This is a genomic window from Prauserella sediminis (assembly GCF_014195435.1).
GTDB lineage: Bacteria > Actinomycetota > Actinomycetes > Mycobacteriales > Pseudonocardiaceae > Prauserella > Prauserella salsuginis.
Window position 1 is genome coordinate 60,481 of sequence record NZ_JACIBS010000001.1, and the last position, 22,267, is coordinate 82,747.

The window sequence follows — 22,267 nt, forward strand, 5'->3', positions numbered from 1 at the left end:
CGACACGGCGCGGCCATGTCATCGCGTCGCCAACCGCATGAGCGCCAACAGCTGCCCGGCCGCGTCGTCGTCGCCGGCCACGTCGACGGCGCCGGGCCGGTTCCGGCCCCACAACCACAGATAGACCGCCTCCGGCTCGCCCGACACCACGGCGGCGGCACGCCGCGCCTCGGGTTCCCCGCATCGGCGCACGGCCGTCTCGTCCGGGCCCGCGGACACGAGCCAGCCGTACCCGCCCGTGCACACGCCGACCTCGCCCGCTCGCGTGCCCCGGAGCCCGAGTCGTGGCAATCGGTGGCCGAACCACAGTAGGAGAGCCTCGTCGACACCGTCGAGTGCCACGTCGGCCGCGACCCCGGACCACGTCGTGCCTGCGACGCGTTCGACGTCCACCCGGTGGACGGTGGTGTCGTGCGTCATGCGCCGCCGCCAGAACCCGTACGTCCGGTCCTGCGGCCACCACGTCGCCGCGGGTTCGCCCGGCTCGTGGAAGTCCAGGATCTCGCGCAGATCCGCGTACCCCTGCCGAACGTAACTCTCCTCGCTCTGCCCCGGTGCGGGATCGCGCTGCCATTCCCGCGGCCGCTCGCCGTCGATCAGCCACGCCTGCGCCACGCGGTAGATGCTGCCGACGTGCCGGACGGTGTCGCCGACCGTCCATCCGGGACACGTTGGCACCGGCGTCTCGGGTGCAACGCCGCGTGAGGCCTCGATCAGCAACGTGACCTCGTCGCCGAACGCCTCGGCGAGCCGCCGATGATCGATCACCGGGCCACCGCTCGTCACCATCACCGTCTCCGCGACCGCCGCCGCGGAAACGGCACCGGGGCATCACACTGCGAAGGCGTTTCCCGTCCACCGGATGCCGTCTGCCCGCGCACGACCACATCGGCGATGGCGAGAAACTCGCCCGCCCGCTGCAGCAGTTCGTGCGCCAACTCCTCGTCCGCGCCGCGGTACGCACCCGACCGGACGGCCGAGTACCGCGCCGAGTACCCCGCGAAGTACGCCGCCCAGCCCGCCAGTTCCGGAGCTGCCGACTCCAGCAACGACCAGGTGCTCTGCGGCTTGGCCCTGCCCCGGTGCGGCCTGCCGCGCGCGGTCAGTACCGCCGCCGCGGCACGCAGCGCCGACAGATAGGCACCCGTGAACCTCTCCACCACGTCCGACTCCCCACGCGCCGCCTGGATGCCGCGACGCGCCTGGGCCAACAGCGGAGCCGCCGCGGGCGCGGCGGGCGGCGCCTCCGCGAACGGCAGCGCGGGCTGCGTGACCCGCCTACGCACCGACGGATCCTGCGGCGTCATGGCTACCGACATGGCCGCCCCCTTCCCAGTCCGGCCGCTCTCGGAACTCCCGCTCCAGCAACTCCGGCGCTCCAGCAACTCCGGCCCTGGGGACTCCCGGTCGAGCGGCGTCCGGCACGGGACGTTTCCCCGTCCACCTGCCGGACTCACCAGGGATTCCCGTTGCCGAACATCTGTTCGACACCATCACGGTAGCGCGCCACCGGCTCCCCGACAAGCGCCGACCGGGAGCGATCTGCGTCGCAGTCCGCACGGCGGACGTGATCTCATGAAGTCATGAGCACCCTCGACCATCCATCGGTCGCGAAGGTCGCGGCCGCGCTCTCGGAAGCCGATCAGGACGCCGCTGCGCAGGGAATTCGTCTCCTCCCCGAGGACGCCCGCACCGCCGAGCTGGCCGCCGCGGCACTGGGCATCGAGGTCGGCGCGATCGCCAACAGCCTGGTGTTCCGGGCCACGCTGCCCGACGGCACCGACCGCGCACTACTCGCGCTGACGTCCGGGGCGCACCGGGCGAACACGACGACGCTCGCCGAGCTCATCGACGCGGACACGGTCGGCAGGGCCGATCCGGAGTTCGTCAAGACCTCGACGGGACAGGCGATCGGCGGCGTCGCCCCGGTGGGCCATCCGCAGCGCATCCTCACGCTCGTCGACACCGCGCTGGCCTCCTACGACGTCGTGTGGGCCGCCGCAGGACACCCGAAATCGGTCTATCCCACCACGTTCGACGACCTGCTGGCCGCGACCGGCGGCACCGCGGCGGACGTCGCCACCGAGCCGGGACAGCGGCGATGACCGCGATGCCGAGCGCGCAGCGCTACGTCCGGCTCTCCGGCGAGGAGTTCCGCATGCGGCTGCGTGAGGCCCTCGACATCTACGTCGCCGCGATGAACTACCCGCCGGGCACCGCCGAGCAGCGCGCCCCCATGTGGCTCACCCACGCACTCCGCGAGGGCTGGCGCGCGGTCGCCGCCCTCGATGACGAGGAACGCCTCGTCGGCATCGCCTACGGCTACCGCGGCATGCCTGGCCAGTGGTGGCACGAACAGGTGCGCCGCGGCGTCACCGACCGCGAAGGCGAACAAACCGCCAACGCGTGGCTGGGCGACTACTTCGAACTCACCGAGATCCACGTACGCCCCGGCGGACAGGGTCGCGGAACCGGCGAGGACCTGCTGCGCATGCTGCTCGACGGCGTTCCCGACGGGCGGGTACTGCTGTCCACGCCGGAAGGCGACAGCCGCGCCTGGAAGCTCTACCGCAGGGTCGGGTTCGGCGACGTCCTGCGGCAGTACCGGTTCGCGGGCGACCCGCGCCCGTTCGCGGTGCTGGGCCGCACCCTGCCGCTGGACTGAACCGGCGGCCCGGGTTCGCGGCGCGGACCGCGTACCCGGGACCCGCGTCACCGCCGCAGGTAACCCGCGGCTACGGCCGTCAACAACAACGCCGCTCCGCACCAACCCGTCACGCCGAGCCGGTCGCCGAGCAGCAGCACCGACAGCACCGTCGCCGTGAGCGGTTCCAGGAGAGCCGCCAGGGCAGCGAACACCGGAGGCGCGGTGCGCAGTCCGCGGAAGTAGGCCGCGTACGCCAACGCCGTCGGAACGGCACCCAGATAGCAGGCGGCGGCGAGCACGTCCCAGTGCAGCGGGATCGACAACCCCGACCACACGGCAGCAGGAAGCAACAACGCACCGCCGAGCAGACAGCCGAACCCGGTCGTCCGTACCGGATCGAGCCCGGCCACCCGGGTGCGCGTGGCAAGCGTCAACGTCGCGAACCCGGCACCGGACACCAGCGCCGCGACGAGCCCGGCCACGAACCGGCCGCGTTCCGCGGTTCCCTCCGGCGACCACGTCAGCAGCACCAGTCCCGTCACGGCACCGGCGACACAGAGCGATGTGATCGCGTCTGGCAGACAGCGCTGCCGCACCGCGGAGGCCCCGGCGACGAACACCGGCACACTGCCGATCGTCGCCATCGTGGCGATGCCGACCGACGTGGCCGCCACCGATGCGAAGTAGCACGCCTGGAACAACGCCAGGAGTCCACCGGTGATGAGCACCCGGCGCACCACCGCCGGCGTGCGCGGCACACCACGCAACCGGCCCAGCACACCGAGCGCCGCGACGGTGAACAGGCCGCCCAGCACGAGACGGCACGCAGCCACCGACAGCGACGACAGACCGGCCGTGGCGGCGAGGACGGAGCCGGCGATCCCGCCGGTGCCCCACAGCACTCCGGCCGACAGCAAGTTCACGGTGCCCGCACGAGGACGCGCGGATGTGGAGACGACAACAGACATGAGAACGCTCCAGCGTCGGAAAAGAGAACGGGAAACTCTTCGACGCGGGGCGCTTCGACCTCAGCGGCACCGTCGACTCCCGCCGCACCGGCGCAGACCGGCCACGTCGTGGTCCGACGTGCCGGTGCGGCGGCATGGTGTGGCGCCGTGGTGTTGCGGCCGCACGAGAGAACCGTCGGAGACGGCGACGTCGCTACGACACGAGAACGTCGCCCCGACGGGAGAACCGCACACGAGGACCGCGCGGGCCGCCCTCGATCAGGGCCGGCCCGCGCGGCGTGCCTGTACGCCTACGCCCCGCGAACGGGGCGCGGCGGCGGAGTGATCGGAAACAGCCGGTGCATGCCGCGATCCTAACGAGCGACCGGGTCGTGGGGCACGGAATTTCCCGAGCCCCACTACCCGGCACGAGTGCAGAACACGCGGGTCCGAGTGCAGAACACGCGGGTGGGTCAGCCGAGGAGGAGTTCGCGGAGGGTGCCCAGGCCCATGCCGCCCATGCGGAGTGCGCGGCGGTGGAAGGCGGCCAGGTCGAACGCGTCCCCCTCCCTCCGCTGGGCGTCGTCGCGCGCCTCGAGCCACAGCTTCTCGCCGAGCTTGTAGGAGGGAGCCTGGCCGGGCCAGCCGAGGTAGCGGTCGATCTCGTCGCGCACGTGGTCGGCGTCGGTGATCGTGCGGGTGAGCATGAACTCCAGGCCCAGTTCCGGGCTCCACCGCTCGCCCTCGTGGAAGCCGGTGCCGGCAGGGATCTCCAGTTCGAGGTGCATACCGATGTCGATGATCACCCGTGCCGCGCGGAACAGGTGCGCGTCGAGCATCCCGAGCAGGTTGCCGTCGTCCGACAGGTAGCCGAGGTCGCGCATGAGCCGCTCGGCGTACAGCGCCCAACCCTCGGCGTGGCCCGAGGTGAACGCCATGAGCCGCTGGAACCTGTTGAGCGACTGCTCGGCGACCGACGTGGCGATCTGCAGGTGATGACCGGGCACGCCCTCGTGGTAGACGGTCGTGACCTCACGCCACGTGGAGAAGTCCTCCTTGCCGGGCGGCACCGACCACCACATGGTGCCGGGGCGGGAGAAGTCCTCACTCGGGCCGTTGTAGTACGCGCCGACGCCGCCGCCGGGCGGGGCGATCCGGCAGTCCAACGCCATCAGCTCGTCGGGGATGTCGAAGTGCGTACCGCGCAACGACCGCAGCGCCTCGTCGGAGAGGTTCTGCATCCACTCGCGCAGCGCCCGCTGCCCGGTGACGCGGTACTTCGGGTCGGCGTCGAGCGCGGCGGCGGCCTCGGCGAGCGTGGCGCCCGGCTTGATCCGCTCGGCGACCTCCTTGGCCTCGCGTTCGACGCGGAAGAACTCCTCCCAGCCCCATTCGTAGGCCTCGCGCAGGTCCAGTTCGGCGCCGATGAAGTTCCGCGAGCACAACCGGTAGACGTCCGCACCCGCGGCGTCCTTCTCCCTCGACTCGGGGGCGAGTTCGGCGCGGAGGAACCCGGCGAACTCGGCGTACGCCTCCTGGGCCACCTGCGCGGCGTGCTCGAGCTTGCCGCGCAGCGAGTCCGGCACGTCGGCGCCCGACACCATGGTCTGGAAGTAGCCGTCGCCGCTCATCCCGGCCCACGTCTCGGCCTGCCCGGCGACCTTGCTCACCTGGCGGATGGCAGGCACCCGCCCGGTGTCGGCGGACGTGAGCAGTGACGCGCGGATGCCGTCCAGCGCCTCCGGCACTCCCGCCATGCGCTTGGCGATCGTCTCCCACTGCTCCGGTGTCTCCTGCGGCATCAGATCGAACACCTCGCGCACACCCTGCACGGGGCTCGCGATGACGTTCAGGTCCACCAGGTCCAGACCCGCCTCGTGGAGTTCGACGGCCACCTGCCCCCGCTCGGTGAACACCGCCTTCGCCACGCGCTCCGCCTCGTCGGCCGGTTCGGCCGAATCCATGTCCCGCAGGGCACGGCGGGTCAGTGCCGCGCGGTTGGCGTGCCCCTCGGGCGAGTAGTCGGTGAGCTGGTCGTCGAACCCGACAACCCCCATCGCGGTCGCGTCGATGGGATCGGCGGCCGCATGATCGTCGAGGTACTGGTTGGCAATGTCGTGCACGCTCATGTCCGGCACGCTACCCGTACGCCTTCCCGCGCCGCGTGGGATTTGGCGCCGCTCGAACCGCGGTCGTTACCCGCTCGGTACCCGCGTGCTCCCGCATCGTCGTTTCCCTCGCCACACCTCGGCGATCGCCCCGCGCAGGCCGCACGCGGCGCCTGGAACGATGGGGCCATGACCCAGCCCGACTTCGACGCCGACCTGCCCGCGGCCATCGGCGAGGCGCTGACCGAGTTCCTCCGCGACTCGAGCGAGTCGATCGGGCGGACCGAACCCGCGTTCACCGGCGCCACCGACGCGTTGCGGGAGTTCGTGCTCGGCGGCGGCAAGCGATTGCGGCCGACCTTCGCATGGTGGGCCTGGCGTGGGGCCGGTGGCGCCGCGACCGGAGACGACGCGGCGGGCGTGGTGCGTGCCGTGTCGAGCCTCGAACTGATCCAGGCGTGCGCCCTGATCCACGACGACGTGCTGGACTCCTCCGACTCCCGCCGTGGCTGCCCGACAGTGCACGTGGCGTTCGCGGACGAGCACGCGCGGGGCGGCTGGCTCGGTTCGGCCGAGCAGTACGGGCTGGCCGCGGCGGTCCTGATCGGCGACCTCGCACTCGCGTGGGCCGACGACATGTTCGCCGACGCGCCGCTGCCCGCCGACGTGCTGCGCAGGGCGCGGCCCGCGTGGCGGGCGATGCGCTCGGAGGTCCTGGCCGGCCAGTACCTCGACGTGCGCACCCAGGCCACGGGCGATGCGTCGGTGGACGCCGCGCTGCGCATCGACCTGCTCAAGACGGCCGCCTACACGGTGCAGCGGCCGTTGCACCTCGGCGCGGCGCTGGCGGGCGCGGGTGACGACGTGATCGACCCGCTGCTCTCGTTCGGCGGCGACATCGGCGTGGCGTTCCAGCTGCGCGACGATCTGCTCGGCGTGTTCGGAGACCCTGCGGTCACCGGCAAGCCCGCCGGTGACGACCTGCGCGAGGGCAAGCGGACACTGCTGGTCGCGCTCGGCCTGCAGCACGCGGGCGAGGGGTCCGAGGCAGCGCGGGTCATCGACGCCGCCCTCGGCGACGCTCAGCTGACCGACGCCACCGTCGACCGGGTGCGCGAGGTACTCACCGACGTCGGTGCCGTCGCCGAGGTGGAGCGCCGCATCGAGACGCTCACCGACTCGGCGCTGACCGCGTTGGACACCGCGGGTCTGGCCGATCCGGCGCCGAAGCGGCTCACCGAACTCGCCGTCAAGGCGACCCAGCGCTCCCGCTGATGCGAGCCGCACCCATGCTCTGCCGATCGAGGACCTGCCGGCCGACTGCGCACGCGAGGACGAGGAATCACTGATGCGGACGGTTTCCGGGGCCACCGACCGGGTGGTCGTGGTCGGTGCGGGCCTGTCCGGGCTGTCGGCGGCACTGCACCTGACCGGCGCAGGCCGGGAGGTCACCGTGCTCGACCGGGCACCCCGGCCGGGTGGGCGCGTGGCCACCGAGACGATCGGCGGCCACGCGTTCGACACGGGCGCCACGGTGCTGACGATGCCGGAGCTGCTGGACGAGGCGTTCGCCGCGGTGGGCGAGAAGACCGCCGACCGGCTGACCCTGACTCGCCTCGACCCGGCGTACCGGGCACATTTCGCCGACGGTTCGACGCTGAACCTGCACACCGAACCGGAGGCGATGGAGGAGGAGCTGCGCGCGGTGGTCGGCCCGCACGAGGTGGCGGGCTACCGCAGGCTGCGCCGGTGGCTGACCGAGCTGTACACGGCCGAGGCCGAGCACTTCATCGGCGGCAATTTCGACAGTCCGTTCGACCTGCTGCGCTCCGACGCACGGCCCGCACTGGCCCGGCTCGTCGCACTGGGCGGATTCGGCAGGCTGTGGCCGAAGGTCGCCGGGCTGGTCACCGACGACAGGGTGCGCAGGCTGTTCTCCTTCCAGGCCCTGTATGCCGGGCTCGAGCCGCGGCGGGCACTCGGTGCGTACGGGGCCATCCCGTTCATGGACACCGTGGGCGGCGTGTCCTATCCGGAAGGGGGCATGGGCGCTATCGCCACCGCGATGGCGGGCGCCGCCGAGCAGGCCGGCGCCACCGTCCGCACGGGCACGCAGGCGGCATGGCTCGAGCGCGTCGGCGACCGGGTACGCGCGGTGCGCACCAGTGACGGCGAACGCATCCCGTGCGACGCCGTCGTCCTCGCGACGGAGCTCGCGGCGGCCTACCGCCTGCTCGGCATCCACCCGCGCAGGCCGGTCCGGCCCCGGTACTCGCCGTCGGCGGTCGTGCTGCACGGCGAGACGTCGCGCAGCTGGGACGCGCTGGACCACCACACGATCTTCTTCGGCGGCGCCTGGCACGAGACGTTCCGTGAGATCGTCCGCGACGGCAGGCTGATGAGCGATCCGTCGCTGCTGGTCACCCGGCCCACTGCGACCGATCCGACGCTCGCCTCCGGCGGACGCCAGCTCGTGTCCGTGCTGGCCCCGGCACCGAACCTGCGCACCGGACCGTTGGACTGGCCGCGGATCGCTCCTGCCTACCGCGACGAACTGGTGCGCACCCTGCAGGACCGCGGCCTGGACGGCTTCGCCGGCGAGTTCCGCCTCCACCGCATGGACACCCCGCAGGACTGGGCCGCCGACGGCATGGCGGCGGGCACGCCGTTCTCGCTCGCCCACACACTCGCCCAGACCGGTCCGTTCCGTCCGGGCAATCTCGTGCGCGGTGCGGCCAACGTCGTCCTCGCCGGATCCGGCACCCGGCCGGGCGTGGGAATCCCGCCGGTGCTGATCTCCGGACGGCTCGCGGCCCAACGCATCACCGGCGCCGCGACGTCGGAGCGGCCCTGACGACAGTGGCTTCCGCACACCCGACCACCGCGACGAGCCGGTACCCGATGTCCGGCCGGTCCCTGGCCCCGGCCTTCCGTGCCTGCCGGCGGATCGCCGCCCGGCACGGCCGCACCTACTTCCTCGCCACCCTGTTGCTGCCCGCCCACGCGAGGCCTGCCACCTACGCGCTGTACGCGTTCGCGCGGCAGGTGGACGACGCCGTCGACCTGCCCGGCGGCGATCCGCACCGGGCACTCGACGACGCCGCGCGACTGCTCGACGACGTCTACGCCGGCCGCGTGACCACCGGACCGGTCGCGACCGCACTGGCCGCCACGGTGCACCGGTACGACCTGCCGCGCGTCTGGTTCGACGCGTTCCTGCACTCGATGCGAATGGACCTGCACACGGCCGAGTACGCCACGTTCACCGCGCTCGGCGAGTACGTCCACGGCTCGGCGCGCGTCATCGGCCTCCAGATGCTGCCGGTGCTCGGCACGACGGTGCCGCAGGCCGAGGCCGAACCGTACGCCGCGGCACTGGGCGAGGCCTTCCAGCTGACGAACTTCCTACGGGACGTGGGTGAGGACCTGCGCCGCGGCCGGGTGTACCTGCCGGCCGAGGAACTCGCCGCGTTCGATGTGGACAGACAGCTGCTGGAATGGTCCCTGGCCACCGGCAGGCCCGACCCACGGATCCGCCGTGCGCTGCAGGCGCTGGTCGCCCACAACCGTGCGGTCTATCGCAGAGCGCGGCCGGGCATCGCACTCCTGCGGCCCGAGGCCCGCCCGTGTGTGACCACGGCATTCACGCTGTACCAGGGCATTCTCGACGAGATCACGGCCGCCGACTACGACGTGCTCGGCCGCCGGGTCGTGGTCGACGGGAAACGCCGCGCCGGCGTGGCCGCCCGCGCGTTCCTCGGCAGGCTGACCAGCCTCAGCCCGTGACGATCCCACCGTGAACTGTCTTCGCGTGTTCTGCGTTCAGCACCGCGTGTTCTGCACTCGGCCACGGGTGTTCTGCATGGCCGCGCGTGTGTTCCGCTCCGCCCGTCGCCCGGCCACCACCCCTCGACGACGCGCTACCGCGCGACCGCATCCTCGCGCGTGGCCTGCACTGTGCTGACGCGGCCGAACGAGCGGTCCACGTGATCGACCTCCCGGGCGTCGGCGAACCCGGCGCCGGAGAGCAGCTCGACGAGCCCATTGCTGACGCTGCGTGCCACCACCGGACCTTCCTCCCCCTTCGCACGCAGCAGCCGCCTCAGTCCCCGCACGGCCTGCAACGGTCCGTGGCCGTGCCCGTGGCCGTGGCCGTGCCCGTGGCCGTGGTCGTGGCCGTGGTCGTGGCCGTGGCCGTGGCCGTGGCCCGCGTCCTGCTCACCCGGAGCCGGCCCGGCGAAATCGACGATGGTCACGGTCCCGCCCGGCCGGAGCACCCGGAAGGCCTCGTGGGCGAACGCCGTCCGGTCCTCGTCGGCGAGGTGGTGCAGCGCCAGCGCCGAGATGACGTGGTCGAACGAACCGTCGTCGGCGGGCAACCGGTCGGCGTACCCCTGGGTCAGGGTGAGCGGCACCCGGCGACGGCGGGCCTTGCGGGCCGCCCGGCGCAGCGCACCGCCGTCCGGGTCGATGCCGGTGACCCGCGCACGCGGCGTCGCCTCGAGCAGGGTGAGCGCGAGGTTGCCGGTGCCGCATCCGACGTCGAGCACCGCCTGGCCGGGCCGGACCCCGGCGACACCGACACCGCGCCGGTGCAGCTGCGCGACGCCGAGTGCGCGGGAGAACACGTCGTAGATCGGCATCAGCCAGGCCTTGCCCATGCCGGGCAGAAACGTGCGGTCCCGCTCGGCGGCGGTGCGTTCATCGACGATGTGTACGTCGCTCATGGTCTGCTCCTCGCATCGTGTGCCGTATCGGGTGGCGCGCTGTATCGAATGGCGCGGGTGTCCGAGCGTTATGGGTGTCCCAACTCCAGGATTGGACATTTCATGGCAGACCGGCAGGACATATCTTGGTAGGCATGGCACATTCGTCGGGTACGACCGACTCCCCGGGCTCCGACACCCCGGGCTCCGACTCCCGGGACGCCGACTCCCCTGCCGCTGACTCCCCGCCCCCGCCCGCCGGATCCGACGGGGTGGTCGGCGGCACGCGGCAGCTGCGGACGATGCGGGCGGACGGCACTCCCGTCTACCGCCACCGCCAGCCGGTGAGCATGCCCGCCGTGGCGGTGAACCGGCTCGGCCCCACGGCATCGGCTGCGGCCGACGCCGCGCGGGACACTCCCGGCCCGCCGGAACACCGCCACGCACACGACTTCCTCGTCCTGACCTACGTCGAAGCCGACGCCGGTGCGATCGAGGTCGACGGCGCGTCCAGGCCGCTGCGGGCAGGCGAGGTCCACGCGCTACTGCCGGGACAGGTCGTGAAGCCGGTGGTGACGACCTCGCCTGCCGGCGGCCGCGCGTGGTCGGTCTCGTTCGTCCCCGACGCCGTTCCCGCGCTGGCCTCGGTGTCGCCGCTGTCCTGGACCCGGCATCCGCTGCTTTCCCTGTTCGCACCGCAGGCGGGCGTCGCGCTGGTTCCCGAACCGGACCGCGACCGCTGGTCCCGGCACCTGGCCGACCTCGCCGCCGAACTGGCCGCACCGGAGCGCCTCGGTGCGCGGGAGGCGGTGACGAGCCTGCTCACCCGCGTGCTGGTCGACGCGGCTCGGCTGGCCCCGCGGCAGCCCGACACGCGGGACGCGCTCGTGGAGCGGGTGTTCGACCGCATCGAGGAGACGTTCCGCGAGCCGATCTCCACCGCGGACGTGGCGGCCGCACTCGGGTACACGCCAGGGCATCTGACGACCCTCGTCCGGGAGCGCACCGGCAGGCCACTGCTGGAGTGGATCACCGAGCGCCGGTTGACCGAGGTGCGCCGGCTGCTGCGCGAGACCGACCTGCCGCTCGGGGTCGTGGCCGCGCGCACCGGGCTGCGCGACGCGTCGTACCTGGTGCGCCGCTTCCGCGGGCACTACGGCGTCACCCCGCAGCGCTGGCGCGAGGCGCAGACCCGGTAGAACCCGGCGGCCAGCGCGCCTGCGTCGCCGCCGCGACAAGCAGGCACGCCGTCAGCGACCACGCCGCGAGCGCGGTCCTCCCGGCCACGCCGTCGATCTTCAGGCTCGCGCCGATCGTGAACAGCCGCGCGCACCTCCAGTCCGCGCCGCTACGGCTCGGCCCGGTGCGTCACCCGCGAACGCGTCGCGGCGCACCGCAGACGCGACTGAGGGGCAGACACGACTGAGGACCGCGCGGCGTCGGAGTCCGCGCGGCTGGAGTGAACCCGCCGGTCAGAACGCCATCGCCTGGGCGCGGCGTTTGACCTCGGTGCCGTGGCTGGTGCGCAGGGCGTTGATCGGCGTCGCTCCGGGCAGCGACTCGTCCTCGGCGAACAGCCAGCGCAGCATCTCGGTGCGGGTGAAACCGGCGTCCGACAGCACCGTGATCGTGCCGGCCAGACCCTTGATCACCGCACCGTCCCGCAGGAAGTCGGCCGGAATCATCAGGTCGCCGTCCCTGCGGACGGCGATGAGGTGGCCGTCCCGGAGCATCTGCCGGACCTTGTTCTGCGCCACGTTCAGCGTCTCCGCGACCTCGGCCACGGGTACGACCGCGACGTCGGCATCGAGCACATCGTCAGCCAGAGGGATTGCACTCACATGCTCCACCCTGCCACACGCCGCGCCGCCGGAGCGGGCGTGCCAGGCCAATGGCGTAGCGGGGACACCGGGTATCACCCGCATCGCCCGGCCGTAGGATCCCACGGTGTGACACGGACGGACGAAAACCTCGTCGGAGCGCTGCTCGACCGGCGGTACCGCGTGGACGGGCTGCTCGCACGCGGTGGGATGTCGTCGGTGTACCGCGGCCTCGACACCCGACTCGATCGGCCCGTGGCCATCAAGATCATGGACTCGCGGTTCGCCGACGACCGCAGCTTCGTCGAACGGTTCGAACGCGAGGCCCGCTCGGCGGCGAAACTGCACCATCCGCACGTGGTCGCCGTCCACGACCAGGGCTTCGACGGCACACCCGGCACCGAGCAGCGGCGCGCGTTCCTGGTCATGGAGCTCGTCGACGGCGGCACGCTGCGCGACCTGCTCGACGAGCGCGGGGCCCTGACCCTGCCGCAGGTGCTGACGATCGCCGAGGACGTGCTGTCCGCACTCGGCGCCGCGCACGCGGCGGGTCTGGTGCACCGCGACGTCAAGCCCGAGAACGTCCTCATCGGCCGCGGTGGCCAGGCGGGCAGCGGAGTGGTCAAGGTCGGCGACTTCGGCCTGGTCCGCGCCGTCGCCGCCACGGCCAACACGACGGGCAGCGTCATCCTCGGCACCGTCGCCTATCTGTCGCCGGAGCAGGTGACGAGCGGTTCGGCCAGCGAACGCGGCGACGTCTACTCGGTGGGCATCCTGCTGTACGAGATGCTCACCGGCCACGTGCCCTACACCGCGGACACGCCGATCTCCGTGGCCTACCGCCACGTCAACGACGACGTCCCCGCGCCGAGCGCCTCCCGTGCCGATCTGCCGCCCGCACTCGACGATCTCGTCCTGCGCGCGACCCGTAGGGACGGCGAGGCCCGGCCCGCCGACGCGACGGAGTTCCTCGAACAGCTGCGCGAGATCCGCGGCCAGCTGGGCATCCAGCGGACCGCCGTGCCGATCCCGGCGCCGCAACGGCCGCCCCAGCCCCCGCCTCCCGGGCCCACGGGATCCGAGGAGACGACCCCACCCGAATCCGACGCCGAGCGCACCGTCCCGGCGATGCAGGCGGTGACCGCGCCGACGGCAGGCGGCCCGACCGGCACTCAGGCCCTGCCCCGGTCCACCGCCGCCGCGGCCCCTGCTCCCGACGACACGTCCGGCGACCAGCCCGCGACGTCCCACCGGCGCGGCCGGTGGCTCGCGCTGTGGCTCGTGGCGGCCCTGCTGCTGGTGGGCGGTGTGGCCACGGGCGGCTGGTGGCTGTTGTCGGGCCGGTACGTCGACGTGCCCGACATCTCCGGCATGGACCGGCAGCAGGCCACGCAGGCGCTCCAGAACGCCGAGCTGACGCCGACGTTCGAGGAGGAACGGCACAACACGGTGCCGAGCGGCACCAGCATCCGCACCGACCCGCCCGCGGGTGCGCAGGCCTTGCGGGGCGACCGGGTGACGGTGATGGTCTCGCTCGGCAAACCGGTGGTGCCGGACATCCAGCCCGGCACGTCGGTGGAGCAGGCCCAACAGGCGATCGAGCAGGCACAGCTGACGCCGACCCGCGACGAGAACACCGACCAGTACAGCACCGACGTCGAAGAGGGCGCGGTCATCTCGGTGTCTCCACAGCCCGGCACCCAGGCCAACATCGGCGCCAACGTCGCCGTAGTCGTGTCGAAGGGCCCGGAGCCACTCCCCGTGCCGTCGGTGACGGGCATGCCCCGGGACGAGGCGTTCACGACGCTGCAGGAGGCCGGGTTCGAGCCGTACGACGCCGGTGAGGATTTCTCCGACGAGGTCGCGGGCGGCCACGTCGTGCGCACCGAACCCGCGAGCGGCGACACCGTCGACCAGGGATCGCGCATCGGCGTCTACGTGTCCAACGCGGTCGACGTGCCGGATGTGACGGGCAGGCCGCTGCCGGATGCCCGGCAACTGTTGTCCGACGCGGGCCTGTCGGTGGCCGGTGACTCCGGTGATGGCGACGACGGCGGGCTCGGCGGCGACCGTTTCGTGTTGGTCGTCGGCCAGGACCCCGAGGCGAGAACCAGGGTGAAGCGGGGCTCGAAGGTCACCCTCTCGACGCTTCCGTGACCCCCGATAATGTGACGTCGCACCCACACCCCTCAAGCCGCGCGGTGGGATGCGCCGACAACGACGACGGGGATCGACACCAGCCCTGCCGGACGTTTCCGGGTCGGTAACACGACGACCACGTCGGCGTCACGTGCGGCTGGTGCACTGATACCCAGCCGCACGTACCCATCTTCCGGGAGATTCCTATGGCACCGGAACGGCTCAGCGCACTGGACACGGCCTTCCTCTGTCTGGAAGGCGACGCGACACCGATGCACATGGGCGCGGTCGCGACGTTCCGTCCCCGCCGTGACTGGGACGCCGACCACGTCGCGGGGCTGCTCGCCGAACGCGCCGCCCGCATTCCGCGTCTCCGGCGGCGGGTGCGGACCGGTCTGCTTCCGCTCAGCAGCGCCCACTGGGAGGACGACCCGTCGTTCGACCCGGCCCGCCACGTGGCCGTCAGCAGCCTGTACGACCGATACGCCGCCGATCCGCTCGCGACCTTCGCCGAACACTGGATCGCCGAACCGCTCGACCTCAATCGTCCACTGTGGAGCGTGCAACTCGTGACGGGCCTGCCGGACGGGGATTTCGCCCTGCTGGTGAAGTTCCATCACGCGCTCGCCGACGGGATGGGTGCGGTCGAACTCGCCCTCGCGCTGCTCGACGACATCACGCTGCCGTGGCAACGCCGTCCCGCCGACGACGAGCCCGAGGAGACGTCGCGGTCGCCGCTCGGTGCGGTGGCGGACACGGCGGCCGCACTGCTCGGCCAAGCGGCCGAATCCGCCGGCATCGCCGGGTCGATCGTCACGTCGGCCAGGCCGTTTCCGCTGTCGCCCACCGCGACCGTCAACTCGCCGAGCCGCCGGATCGGCCTCGTGCGGCTACCCGGCAGCGATATCCGCACCGTCCGCACGGCACACGGCGGCACGACCCACGACGTGGTCCTCGCGGTGCTGGCGGGCGCACTGCGCGAGTGGATGATCAACCGTGGCCAGCGCGCGGACGCGCGGTCGCTGCGCGCGCTCGTGCCGGTGAGCCTCCGAGGTCGCGACAGCCGCGACACCGGCAACAGCCTGTCCGGCTACCTGTGCGATCTGCCCGTCGAGGTGGACGATCCGGTCGAGCGGCTGCGTCTCGTGCGCGAGGCGATGGCCCGCAACAAGGAGGCCGGGCCGACGCGGGGCGCTGGCGCACTGCCGGTGCTGGCGAACCGCCTGCCTGCGGGGCTGCACCGGCTGGCGGCGAAAGCCGCCGGACAGGCCGCACCACTGCTGTTCGACACGGTCGTGACGACGGTGCCGGTGCCGAGCATCCCGCTGTCACTCGCGGGGGCACGGCTGCGGGAGGTGTACCCGTTCGTGCCGTTGGCTCCGCACCAGTCGGTGGGCATCGCCGTGGCGACGTACCGCGACGGCGTGCACGTCGGACTGCAGGCCAACGGCCACGCTGTCAGCGACGTCGGTTCACTGGCCGACGCGGTGACCAAGTCGATGGCGCGGCTGCAGCTGGAGTCGTGACCCGGATGGGCCGGGGACCGTTCCCCGGCCCATCCGGGAGCACCGTCAGGAGCGCAGCATCTCCGCGACGAGGAACGCCAGCTCGAGCGACTGCTGGGTGTTCAGCCGCGGGTCGCACGCGGTCTCGTAGCGGCCGGACAGGTCGAGGTCGGAGATGTCCTGCGCCCCGCCGAGGCATTCGGTGACGTCCTCGCCGGTCAGCTCGATGTGCACACCACCGGGGTAGCTGCCGAGCCGGTTGTGGACCTCGAAGAAGCCCTGCACCTCGTCGACGACCCGGTCGAAGTGGCGCGTCTTGTAGCCGTTGGACGTCTCGTGGGTGTTGCCGTGCATCGGGTCGCACTGCCAGATGACCTTGTGGCCGGAGCTTTCGACCTTCTCCACGATCGCGGGGAGCACCTCGCGGACCTTGCCGTTGCCCATGCGCGAGATCAGGGTAAGCCGGCCCGGCTCGTTGCGCGGGTCGAGCCGTTCGACGTACTCGACGGCCTGTTCCGGCGTGGTCGTCGGGCCGATCTTGAGGCCGATCGGGTTGGACAGCATCTCGGCGAACGCGATGTGCGCCCCGTCGAGCTGACGGGTCCGCTCGCCGATCCACAGGAAGTGCGACGAGAGGTTGTACAGCTTCGGGTCGGACGAGGACGGGTCGTCGAGGCGCAGCATGGCGCGCTCGTAGTCGAGCAGCAGCGCCTCGTGACTGGCGAAGATCTCGGTGCTGTGCAGCGAGCTGTCCTGCACCCCGCACGCCGACATGAAGCGCAGTCCGCGGTCGATCTCGGCGGCCAGCGCCTCGTAGCGCTCCCCCGCGGGCGAGGTGCGGACGAAGTCCTTGTTCCAGTCGTGCACCTGGGCCAGGTCGGCCATTCCGGCGCCGGTGAGGGCGCGGACCAGGTTCATCGCGGCGCCGGCGTTCGCGTAGGCGCGGATCATGCGGCCGGGGTCGGGCACCCGCAGCTCCGGCTCGGCGGCCAGCGAGTTGACGATGTCACCCCGGTAGACGGGCAGCCCCAGCGCATCGGTCGACTTGGACCGCGGCTTGGCGTACTGCCCTGCGATGCGGCCGACCTTCACCACGGGCAGGCTGGCCCCGTAGGTGAGCACGACGGCCATCTGCAGCAGGGTGCGCAGGTTGGCGCGGATGTGCGGCTCGGTGTTGGACTCGAACGTCTCGGCGCAGTCACCGCCCTGCAGCAGGAACGCCTCACCGCGGGCCACCATGGCGAGCCGTTCGCGCAGCCGGTCGACCTCGGCGGGCATGGTGATCGGCGGCACGCTCTCGAGCAGCGACCGGACACCCTTGACGTTGTCGGCGTCGGGCCATTCCGGCTGCTGGGCAGCGGGCCGGGCGAGCGCGTCGTCGAGCTGCTCGCGCAGCGGGGCGGGCAGCGGGGGCAGCGAGGGCAAGGCGTCGAGGGGGACGTCCACAGTCCAGTTCACGTCACCCAGCATACGAATGTCACATGCCGGGACGGCCCCGCCCCACGTCGGAAGCCTGCTGCGGGACGCGCGCGAAGCCCGCGGTCGGACGATCGCGCCCGTCGCGAGCCCGCTCACGAGGGCGGCGCCACACGATGGGAGAACGCGGCGGGCCGCGATGTGAATCACCCACCGGATGCTGCGACGGGCCCGCCTGGCCGGCCGGGTGCGCACCCCGCGCGCGACGAGCGTCCGGCAGGTGAGGGCCACCGCGACCCCTCCACGCCAGGCACATGCCCCAGCGGGTTCTGCACGCGCCGAGTCGGGAAACGGGACGGTATCACCCGTCCGGACGTCCACAGTGGACCTGACCTACGGGTCGCGGATCCACCGTGGACGACCGGTCGTGAGCGCGGCGGCACCGGCGGCCGGTTCCACCGGTGCCACGTGAGCGACCTACGCGGCCGACGCCTGCTCGTACACCGCCTCGGCCTCGTCACCGAAGTACGGGCCGAACATCACGTTGGGCAGGAAGGTGTAGCCGAAGCTGTTCACCGATTCCTGGACGCCCGTTCCCGTCTCCGGGTCGAAGCTGCTGAACCACGGGCCGCCACTGGAGCCGCCGGTCATGTCGCAGTTCATGCCGTGGTCGTCGGTCAGCAGCGGATCGGTGAACGTGCTGCCGCTGCAGTAGGTCAACGTGCTGCCGTCGTACGGGTCGGCGGCCGGGTAGCCGAACGCATACATCTCCTGACCACGCTCGCCGTTGAAGGCGATCTGCTGCGTGCCGACCGTGTCGGCGACGGTCCTGCCGTCCTTCTCCTCGACGACGGCCATACCGACGTCGTGGTTCATGTCCTCGTCGGATTCCCACTGCGGTGTGGTCATCGTCTGCTCGGCGGCCCACTCTCCGTGTGGCGCGTCACCGTTGTCGTAGCCGGGCACGAACACCCAGTCGGTGTGCCAGGTTCCCTGGTACTTCACGCAATGGCCCGCGGTCACGACGACGCTGCCGTTGCCGCTCTCGACGACGTTGCCACTGCACGACGCGTCCTGGCCGTCCATCTTGAAGAACACCCGGCCCGCGGTCTTCGTGACCTCGCCACCGCCGGTCCACTCGTCGCCTGTGGAGGAGGCCTGCTGAGACGGAAGCAATCCCTTTACGGCGCTGGCCAGGCCACCCGTGAGTCCAGTTGCGGACGACAACACCTTGTCCAGCGGCATGGCCGACCGCATCCGCTGCGGCGTCCAGTCCGCGGCATCGGCATCCATCCGGTTCACCGCGACGTCGCCGGACGAATCCGGCGTCTGCCCTTCGGCTGCGGCCGGCATGGCCACCATCGATGTCACCATCGCGGCGCCTGCCGCCACCGCGGCGACTCTTCGAACTCCTCGTGCCCAACGCAACCGCACGATCACGCCTCCTTGTCGGAGATTCACAGAACCCCGTAAGAGTGACGTGGGCAACAACCATTTTGTACCGCCGAGTAACCCAGCTCCCACGCCGCCGAACCGGCTCCCCTACTAGCCCGAACAGAGCAGTGATTCATGGACGGTTCAGCCGAATCGCGTGTCAACCATCACGCTGCAGAACCGCGGCGACGACACGTTCGTATCCCTGGGTGAACGGCATGATCGCCGCCTTCCGAGCGCGTTCGCGACGGATGATGCCGGCGGTGCCGATCACAGTGCCCATCAGCAGGACGGCACACCCGACGCCGAGCACGAGCGCGGTCGTGCCGCCGTCGCCGAACAGCCTCCCCGCGGTCACCAGCACGACCAGCAACGTCAGCCCGCTGAGCACGGCCAGCGCAGCGAACCGGTTGGTCGCCTTCCGGTGCGCCTGGTGCGCCGCACGGGTCTCGTTCAGCGTGACCGTGGACAACGGGTCCACGCCCAGCTCACGCCGCACCTGCGCCGCGACCTCACGCGCCTGCGGGTACTCGCGCAGCTCCGCCAGTGACGGGCCCGTGACGAACAACGAGTCACGCCGGTCGACGCTCGCCGTCCCGGGACGCGTAAGCACCCAGTACGTATCGCCGCGTTCCTGTGCCACCGACCGGAACGTCCACCCGTGTGCCTCGGCGAGTTCGCGGCAGCGACGCCACGACGACCGCGGGATACCCGAGACCTCGACCCGCGCCGTACCGCCGAGATCCGGGCGCAACGCGTCGAGCCGGGCCAGGAACTCCGACTCGGCGTTCGCCGCGTCGCGTTCGGTCACCCCTGCTCCTGACCGGGCAGTGCCCGCTGGAAGTTCAACTGGCGGTTGTTCAGTCCCGAGTAGCCCGTCCACCGGTAGCCGTTCGCCTCGGCCAGCTCGCGCACCGCGTCGTCGTTCACGCCGCTCCGATAGCCGGACAGGATCGACGTTGCCCCGGTCGGCGTCTCCTCGTTCCGCAGCTTCTCCAGCACCTGCTGCTTACGCTGTTCGATCGGGGTTCGCCGCTGCTGGACGGTGGCGTACCCAGCGATCCCAACGACGGCCAGCGCCAGCGCGCAGAGCAGGCCGAAAAAGATCCAGAGTGCGATGTCCATCTCAGCCGTCCGTCTCAGCCATCCAGCACATTGCCGATCCTGCCGGGCTCATCAGCGCCTTCCGCCCAACGGATCGTCTTGCAGATCTCAGCCATCATCTCGACGTAATCGTCCCAGTCCCAGAGGCACTCCGTGCTCAGTGCGAAGAAGGCCAACTGACCACGGTCGACGAGCGGGAAGATCACCTGAATCTGGCGCACGTGACGGGTCGTGTCGGTAGGTTCACCCGTCACACGCACCGGGTTTCGGAATCTGTCGTCCTCCACGACGACCAAGCAGCGGCCGATCTCCAGATCGACATACTGAGCCCGGGCGTTCTTGCGCTCTCGGCGGATCGCTTCGAGGACCGGCTCCAGCGGCTGCCGAAGACGTCCCGGCACATCTCGCGTCAGAACGCTGAACTGGGCCATCGACGCGGCATTCGGCTCACGGTCGGAACGCCCCACGAACGTCGCCGCGTAGAGGACACCCTCGTCGAGCATCCGCTCGACCGCATACTGATTGGCCATGACCACGTGGAGCAGCTGCTCACCGGACAAGCCCGGCAAACTCGATTCCAGCTGCTCCTGCAACCGGGTCGCACGGGTAGCCGCATCCGCCGTAAGGTCTGCCGGCCGGAACTCGGCGGGCAACGTGAACGCCAGCGGGAAACGCTGCTGCGGATTCACAGTGTCAGTTTCGAACGTCATCAACATCAACCTTCATGCCGCACGGAATTCCGTCTCAGCCGACCGCCCTGGCGAAGCCGGCGAGTGAACTCCCCAGGTCGCTGAGTGCGGATCCGGTCTGACCCCACTGGCCCACGCTCTGCAGGCCGGCCATGCCGCCGGCGACATAACCGGTGCCGCTCTTGATCGCGTCGGTGGTCTCGTTGCCGACCGCCATGTCCACGCCGGTCGGCACTTGCGAACCCAGGCTGAAGGTGTTCTGCACCGTCTTGGCGATGGTGTCGGCGTTGCCGCCGACCGTGCTTGCCACCTTCTCGCCGAGCGAGCTCATCACCTGCGCGGGCTTGGCGACCTGTCCGGCTTCCTGCAGCAGCACTTTGCCACCACTCATCGCCGCGGGCGCCAACCCGTCCACCACCTGCAGCGAGTCGGTGGCCATCGACATTCCCTTCGACACGGCGCCGACGCCGGGGAGCACGCCGAGCACGTCCGCCCCCAGGCCGACCCACGCGCCAGGTTCGTCCCACTTCTCTTCCTTGATCATCTCGCCACCGTGTGCGGCGAGGGCGACACCACCGGCGACCAGCGCGATCGGCCCCGTCACCGGAGCAAGCACGGGAATGAAGGACAAGGCGCCCGCGACCGCGGAGATCATCCCGGCGACGTCGCCGATCTCACCGAGGTGGTCGCCGATCCAGTCGCCCGCCTGCGCGAAGACGTCCCCGACCGATTCCCAGAACCCGCCCGGCGCTTCGTACGCGGCATCTTGGAGCTTCTCGGCACAGGTCCGGGCGTCGTCCTCCCACGTGTCCTTCAGGTCGCGTGCCTTCTTGCGAATGTCGTCGACCTTGCCCCAGGCCTCGCCCGCAGCCCGCTTGGCTTCAGCTGCGGCATTCGCCTCGGTCACCTGTTGTTGCCGTGCCGAATCGACGGACGCGGGATCACTACCGCTGGCGATCGGCGTGTTGGCCTGAGCGGCAGCCTGCTGCGCAGCGACGTCGGCCTGTTCCGCCTTCTCGATGGCCTTGCGGCACTCCTCCTCCAGCTTCCCGGCCTTACCCTGATGCTGCGTCAGGGCGTCCTTCCAGGCCGACAACGCCTTGCCGGCATCTCGCAACGACGTGTGCGCGGCATCGAGATACTCGGGCAGCTCACCGACCTTGTCGGCGAAGGCCTTCGCCGCCTCACCGGTCCAGGTGTCCTTCTTGTCCTGGATCGAGGTGATGACTTCGTGTGCCTCTTTGGCGTAGACACTCGTGTCGGTCATCCGCTTCGCCAGACCGCCCACGGTTTTCGGGTTTCCCGGAGCAGGGTCGAAGCCGAGAGAGGGGAACTGCTCGTCAGTCATCGCCGCCCCCGTTCAGCCCCGCCGACTCGATACCCTGAGCCATCTTGCTGAGACTGGCCTGCAGGTCACTTTCGACGTCGGCGTAGGCCTTCTGTGCGTCCGAGAGCCCGCCACGAATCTCGTCGACGGCCTCCCGCAGCTTGCTCAGGCCTTCTTTCCACTCGGACCGGAAGTGCTCGCAGGCTTCGTTCAGCTCGGCCGTCCCGATCGAGTCCTCCGCGGCGTCGGCCAGCTTCTTGGTGGCCGTATCGATGTTCTCGCAGGTCCGGTCCAGATCTTTGCCCAACGCCTCGAGTCCGCCCACGTCCACGGTGAAGTCCGTCATCGCCCCCAAGCTCCTCCGATATCCATCAGTGACGTGGCGGCGTTGATCTTAACGACCGACCATCCCCCGTCTGCGCGAG

General features: G+C 71.2%; 21 protein-coding genes. 8 read left to right on the forward strand and 13 right to left on the reverse strand.

Annotated elements, in window-relative coordinates; all coding sequences use genetic code 11:
• Window positions 1–18: 18 nt before the first annotated feature.
• Window positions 19–789: a maleylpyruvate isomerase N-terminal domain-containing protein gene (locus FB384_RS00260; protein WP_183778040.1), complete on the reverse strand. Its 771-nt coding sequence runs from the start codon at window positions 787–789 to the stop codon at window positions 19–21.
• Window positions 789–1,319 (reverse strand): SAV_6107 family HEPN domain-containing protein, encoded by a 531-nt coding sequence (locus FB384_RS00265; protein WP_183778041.1) that lies wholly within the window; start codon window positions 1,317–1,319, stop codon window positions 789–791. The genes FB384_RS00260 and FB384_RS00265 overlap by 1 nt, the downstream gene beginning before the upstream one ends.
• Window positions 1,320–1,583: 264 nt before the next feature.
• Here FB384_RS00265 and FB384_RS00270 point away from each other — a divergent pair, with 264 nt between their 5' ends.
• Both FB384_RS00270 and FB384_RS00275 read left to right on the forward strand, forming a co-directional pair.
• Window positions 1,584–2,105 carry a YbaK/EbsC family protein gene (locus tag FB384_RS00270; RefSeq protein ID WP_183778043.1) on the forward strand — a complete coding sequence of 174 codons (522 nt, stop codon included), beginning with the start codon at window positions 1,584–1,586 and terminating at the stop codon, window positions 2,103–2,105.
• Window positions 2,102–2,665 (forward strand): GNAT family N-acetyltransferase, encoded by a 564-nt coding sequence (locus FB384_RS00275; RefSeq protein ID WP_183778045.1) that lies wholly within the window; start codon window positions 2,102–2,104, stop codon window positions 2,663–2,665. The genes FB384_RS00270 and FB384_RS00275 overlap by 4 nt, the downstream gene beginning before the upstream one ends.
• 47 nt (window positions 2,666–2,712) lie before the next feature.
• On the opposite strand, the gene FB384_RS00280 is transcribed toward FB384_RS00275, so the two are convergent.
• Together FB384_RS00280 and FB384_RS00285 are read right to left on the reverse strand one after the other, a co-directional pair.
• Entirely contained in the window at window positions 2,713–3,615 is a 903-nt protein-coding gene (locus FB384_RS00280; RefSeq protein ID WP_183778047.1) for a DMT family transporter, read from the reverse strand.
• A gap of 452 nt (window positions 3,616–4,067) precedes the next feature.
• Complete coding sequence (locus FB384_RS00285) at window positions 4,068–5,723, reverse strand: DUF885 domain-containing protein (RefSeq protein ID WP_183778049.1); 1,656 nt, start codon at window positions 5,721–5,723, stop codon at window positions 4,068–4,070.
• Window positions 5,724–5,891: 168 nt separating this feature from the next.
• On the opposite strand from FB384_RS00285, the gene FB384_RS00290 reads away from it, so the two are divergent.
• The 3 genes from FB384_RS00290 to FB384_RS00300 all read left to right on the forward strand — a co-directional run bounded on the left by FB384_RS00290 (window position 5,892) and on the right by FB384_RS00300 (window position 9,488).
• Window positions 5,892–6,977 (forward strand): polyprenyl synthetase family protein, encoded by a 1,086-nt coding sequence (locus tag FB384_RS00290; protein ID WP_183778050.1) that lies wholly within the window; start codon window positions 5,892–5,894, stop codon window positions 6,975–6,977.
• A 73-nt stretch (window positions 6,978–7,050) separates the two neighbouring features.
• Window positions 7,051–8,556, forward strand: a complete 1,506-nt coding sequence (gene crtI / locus FB384_RS00295) for a phytoene desaturase family protein (RefSeq protein ID WP_183778052.1) — start codon at window positions 7,051–7,053, stop codon at window positions 8,554–8,556.
• 47 nt (window positions 8,557–8,603) lie between these two features.
• Window positions 8,604–9,488 carry a phytoene/squalene synthase family protein gene (locus tag FB384_RS00300; RefSeq protein WP_183778054.1) on the forward strand — a complete coding sequence of 295 codons (885 nt, stop codon included), beginning with the start codon at window positions 8,604–8,606 and terminating at the stop codon, window positions 9,486–9,488.
• Window positions 9,489–9,622: 134 nt separating this feature from the next.
• Here FB384_RS00300 and FB384_RS00305 read toward each other — a convergent pair whose 3' ends face one another.
• On the reverse strand, window positions 9,623–10,429 hold the full coding sequence (locus tag FB384_RS00305; RefSeq protein WP_183778056.1) for a class I SAM-dependent methyltransferase: 807 nt from the start codon (window positions 10,427–10,429) through the stop codon (window positions 9,623–9,625).
• Between the two features lie 134 nt (window positions 10,430–10,563).
• On the opposite strand from FB384_RS00305, the gene FB384_RS26635 reads away from it, so the two are divergent.
• Window positions 10,564–11,607, forward strand: a complete 1,044-nt coding sequence (locus FB384_RS26635; RefSeq protein WP_228725934.1) for a helix-turn-helix transcriptional regulator — start codon at window positions 10,564–10,566, stop codon at window positions 11,605–11,607.
• A gap of 273 nt (window positions 11,608–11,880) precedes the next feature.
• Here the strand turns inward: FB384_RS26635 and FB384_RS00315 are convergent, their stop codons facing one another.
• Window positions 11,881–12,249, reverse strand: a complete 369-nt coding sequence (locus tag FB384_RS00315) for an Rv2175c family DNA-binding protein (protein WP_183778058.1) — start codon at window positions 12,247–12,249, stop codon at window positions 11,881–11,883.
• Window positions 12,250–12,357: 108 nt separating this feature from the next.
• Between FB384_RS00315 and FB384_RS00320 the strand changes: the two genes are divergently transcribed.
• Together FB384_RS00320 and FB384_RS00325 are read left to right on the forward strand one after the other, a co-directional pair.
• On the forward strand, window positions 12,358–14,385 hold the full coding sequence (locus FB384_RS00320) for a Stk1 family PASTA domain-containing Ser/Thr kinase (RefSeq protein ID WP_183778060.1): 2,028 nt from the start codon (window positions 12,358–12,360) through the stop codon (window positions 14,383–14,385).
• 188 nt (window positions 14,386–14,573) lie between these two features.
• Window positions 14,574–15,893: a wax ester/triacylglycerol synthase family O-acyltransferase gene (locus FB384_RS00325; RefSeq protein WP_183778062.1), complete on the forward strand. Its 1,320-nt coding sequence runs from the start codon at window positions 14,574–14,576 to the stop codon at window positions 15,891–15,893.
• A 45-nt stretch (window positions 15,894–15,938) separates the two neighbouring features.
• On the opposite strand, the gene FB384_RS00330 is transcribed toward FB384_RS00325, so the two are convergent.
• From FB384_RS00330 to FB384_RS00360, 7 genes are all read right to left on the reverse strand, one after another.
• Entirely contained in the window at window positions 15,939–17,342 is a 1,404-nt protein-coding gene (locus FB384_RS00330) for a class II 3-deoxy-7-phosphoheptulonate synthase (RefSeq protein WP_183778063.1), read from the reverse strand.
• Window positions 17,343–17,765: 423 nt separating this feature from the next.
• Window positions 17,766–18,650, reverse strand: a complete 885-nt coding sequence (locus FB384_RS00335; RefSeq protein ID WP_228725935.1) for a trypsin-like serine peptidase — start codon at window positions 18,648–18,650, stop codon at window positions 17,766–17,768.
• 232 nt (window positions 18,651–18,882) lie between these two features.
• The gene (locus FB384_RS00340) at window positions 18,883–19,533 is read right to left on the reverse strand and encodes a hypothetical protein (RefSeq protein WP_183778065.1); all 651 of its coding nucleotides are present in this window, start codon (window positions 19,531–19,533) and stop codon (window positions 18,883–18,885) included.
• Window positions 19,530–19,847 (reverse strand): hypothetical protein, encoded by a 318-nt coding sequence (locus FB384_RS00345; RefSeq protein WP_183778066.1) that lies wholly within the window; start codon window positions 19,845–19,847, stop codon window positions 19,530–19,532. The genes FB384_RS00340 and FB384_RS00345 overlap by 4 nt, the downstream gene beginning before the upstream one ends.
• A 14-nt stretch (window positions 19,848–19,861) precedes the next feature.
• The gene (locus FB384_RS00350) at window positions 19,862–20,536 is read right to left on the reverse strand and encodes a hypothetical protein (RefSeq protein ID WP_183778067.1); all 675 of its coding nucleotides are present in this window, start codon (window positions 20,534–20,536) and stop codon (window positions 19,862–19,864) included.
• A gap of 34 nt (window positions 20,537–20,570) precedes the next feature.
• Complete coding sequence (locus FB384_RS00355) at window positions 20,571–21,863, reverse strand: hypothetical protein (protein ID WP_183778068.1); 1,293 nt, start codon at window positions 21,861–21,863, stop codon at window positions 20,571–20,573.
• Window positions 21,856–22,188, reverse strand: coding sequence for a type VII secretion target (locus FB384_RS00360; protein WP_183778071.1), 333 nt, complete (start codon window positions 22,186–22,188; stop codon window positions 21,856–21,858). The genes FB384_RS00355 and FB384_RS00360 overlap by 8 nt, the downstream gene beginning before the upstream one ends.
• Window positions 22,189–22,267 lie beyond the last annotated feature (79 nt).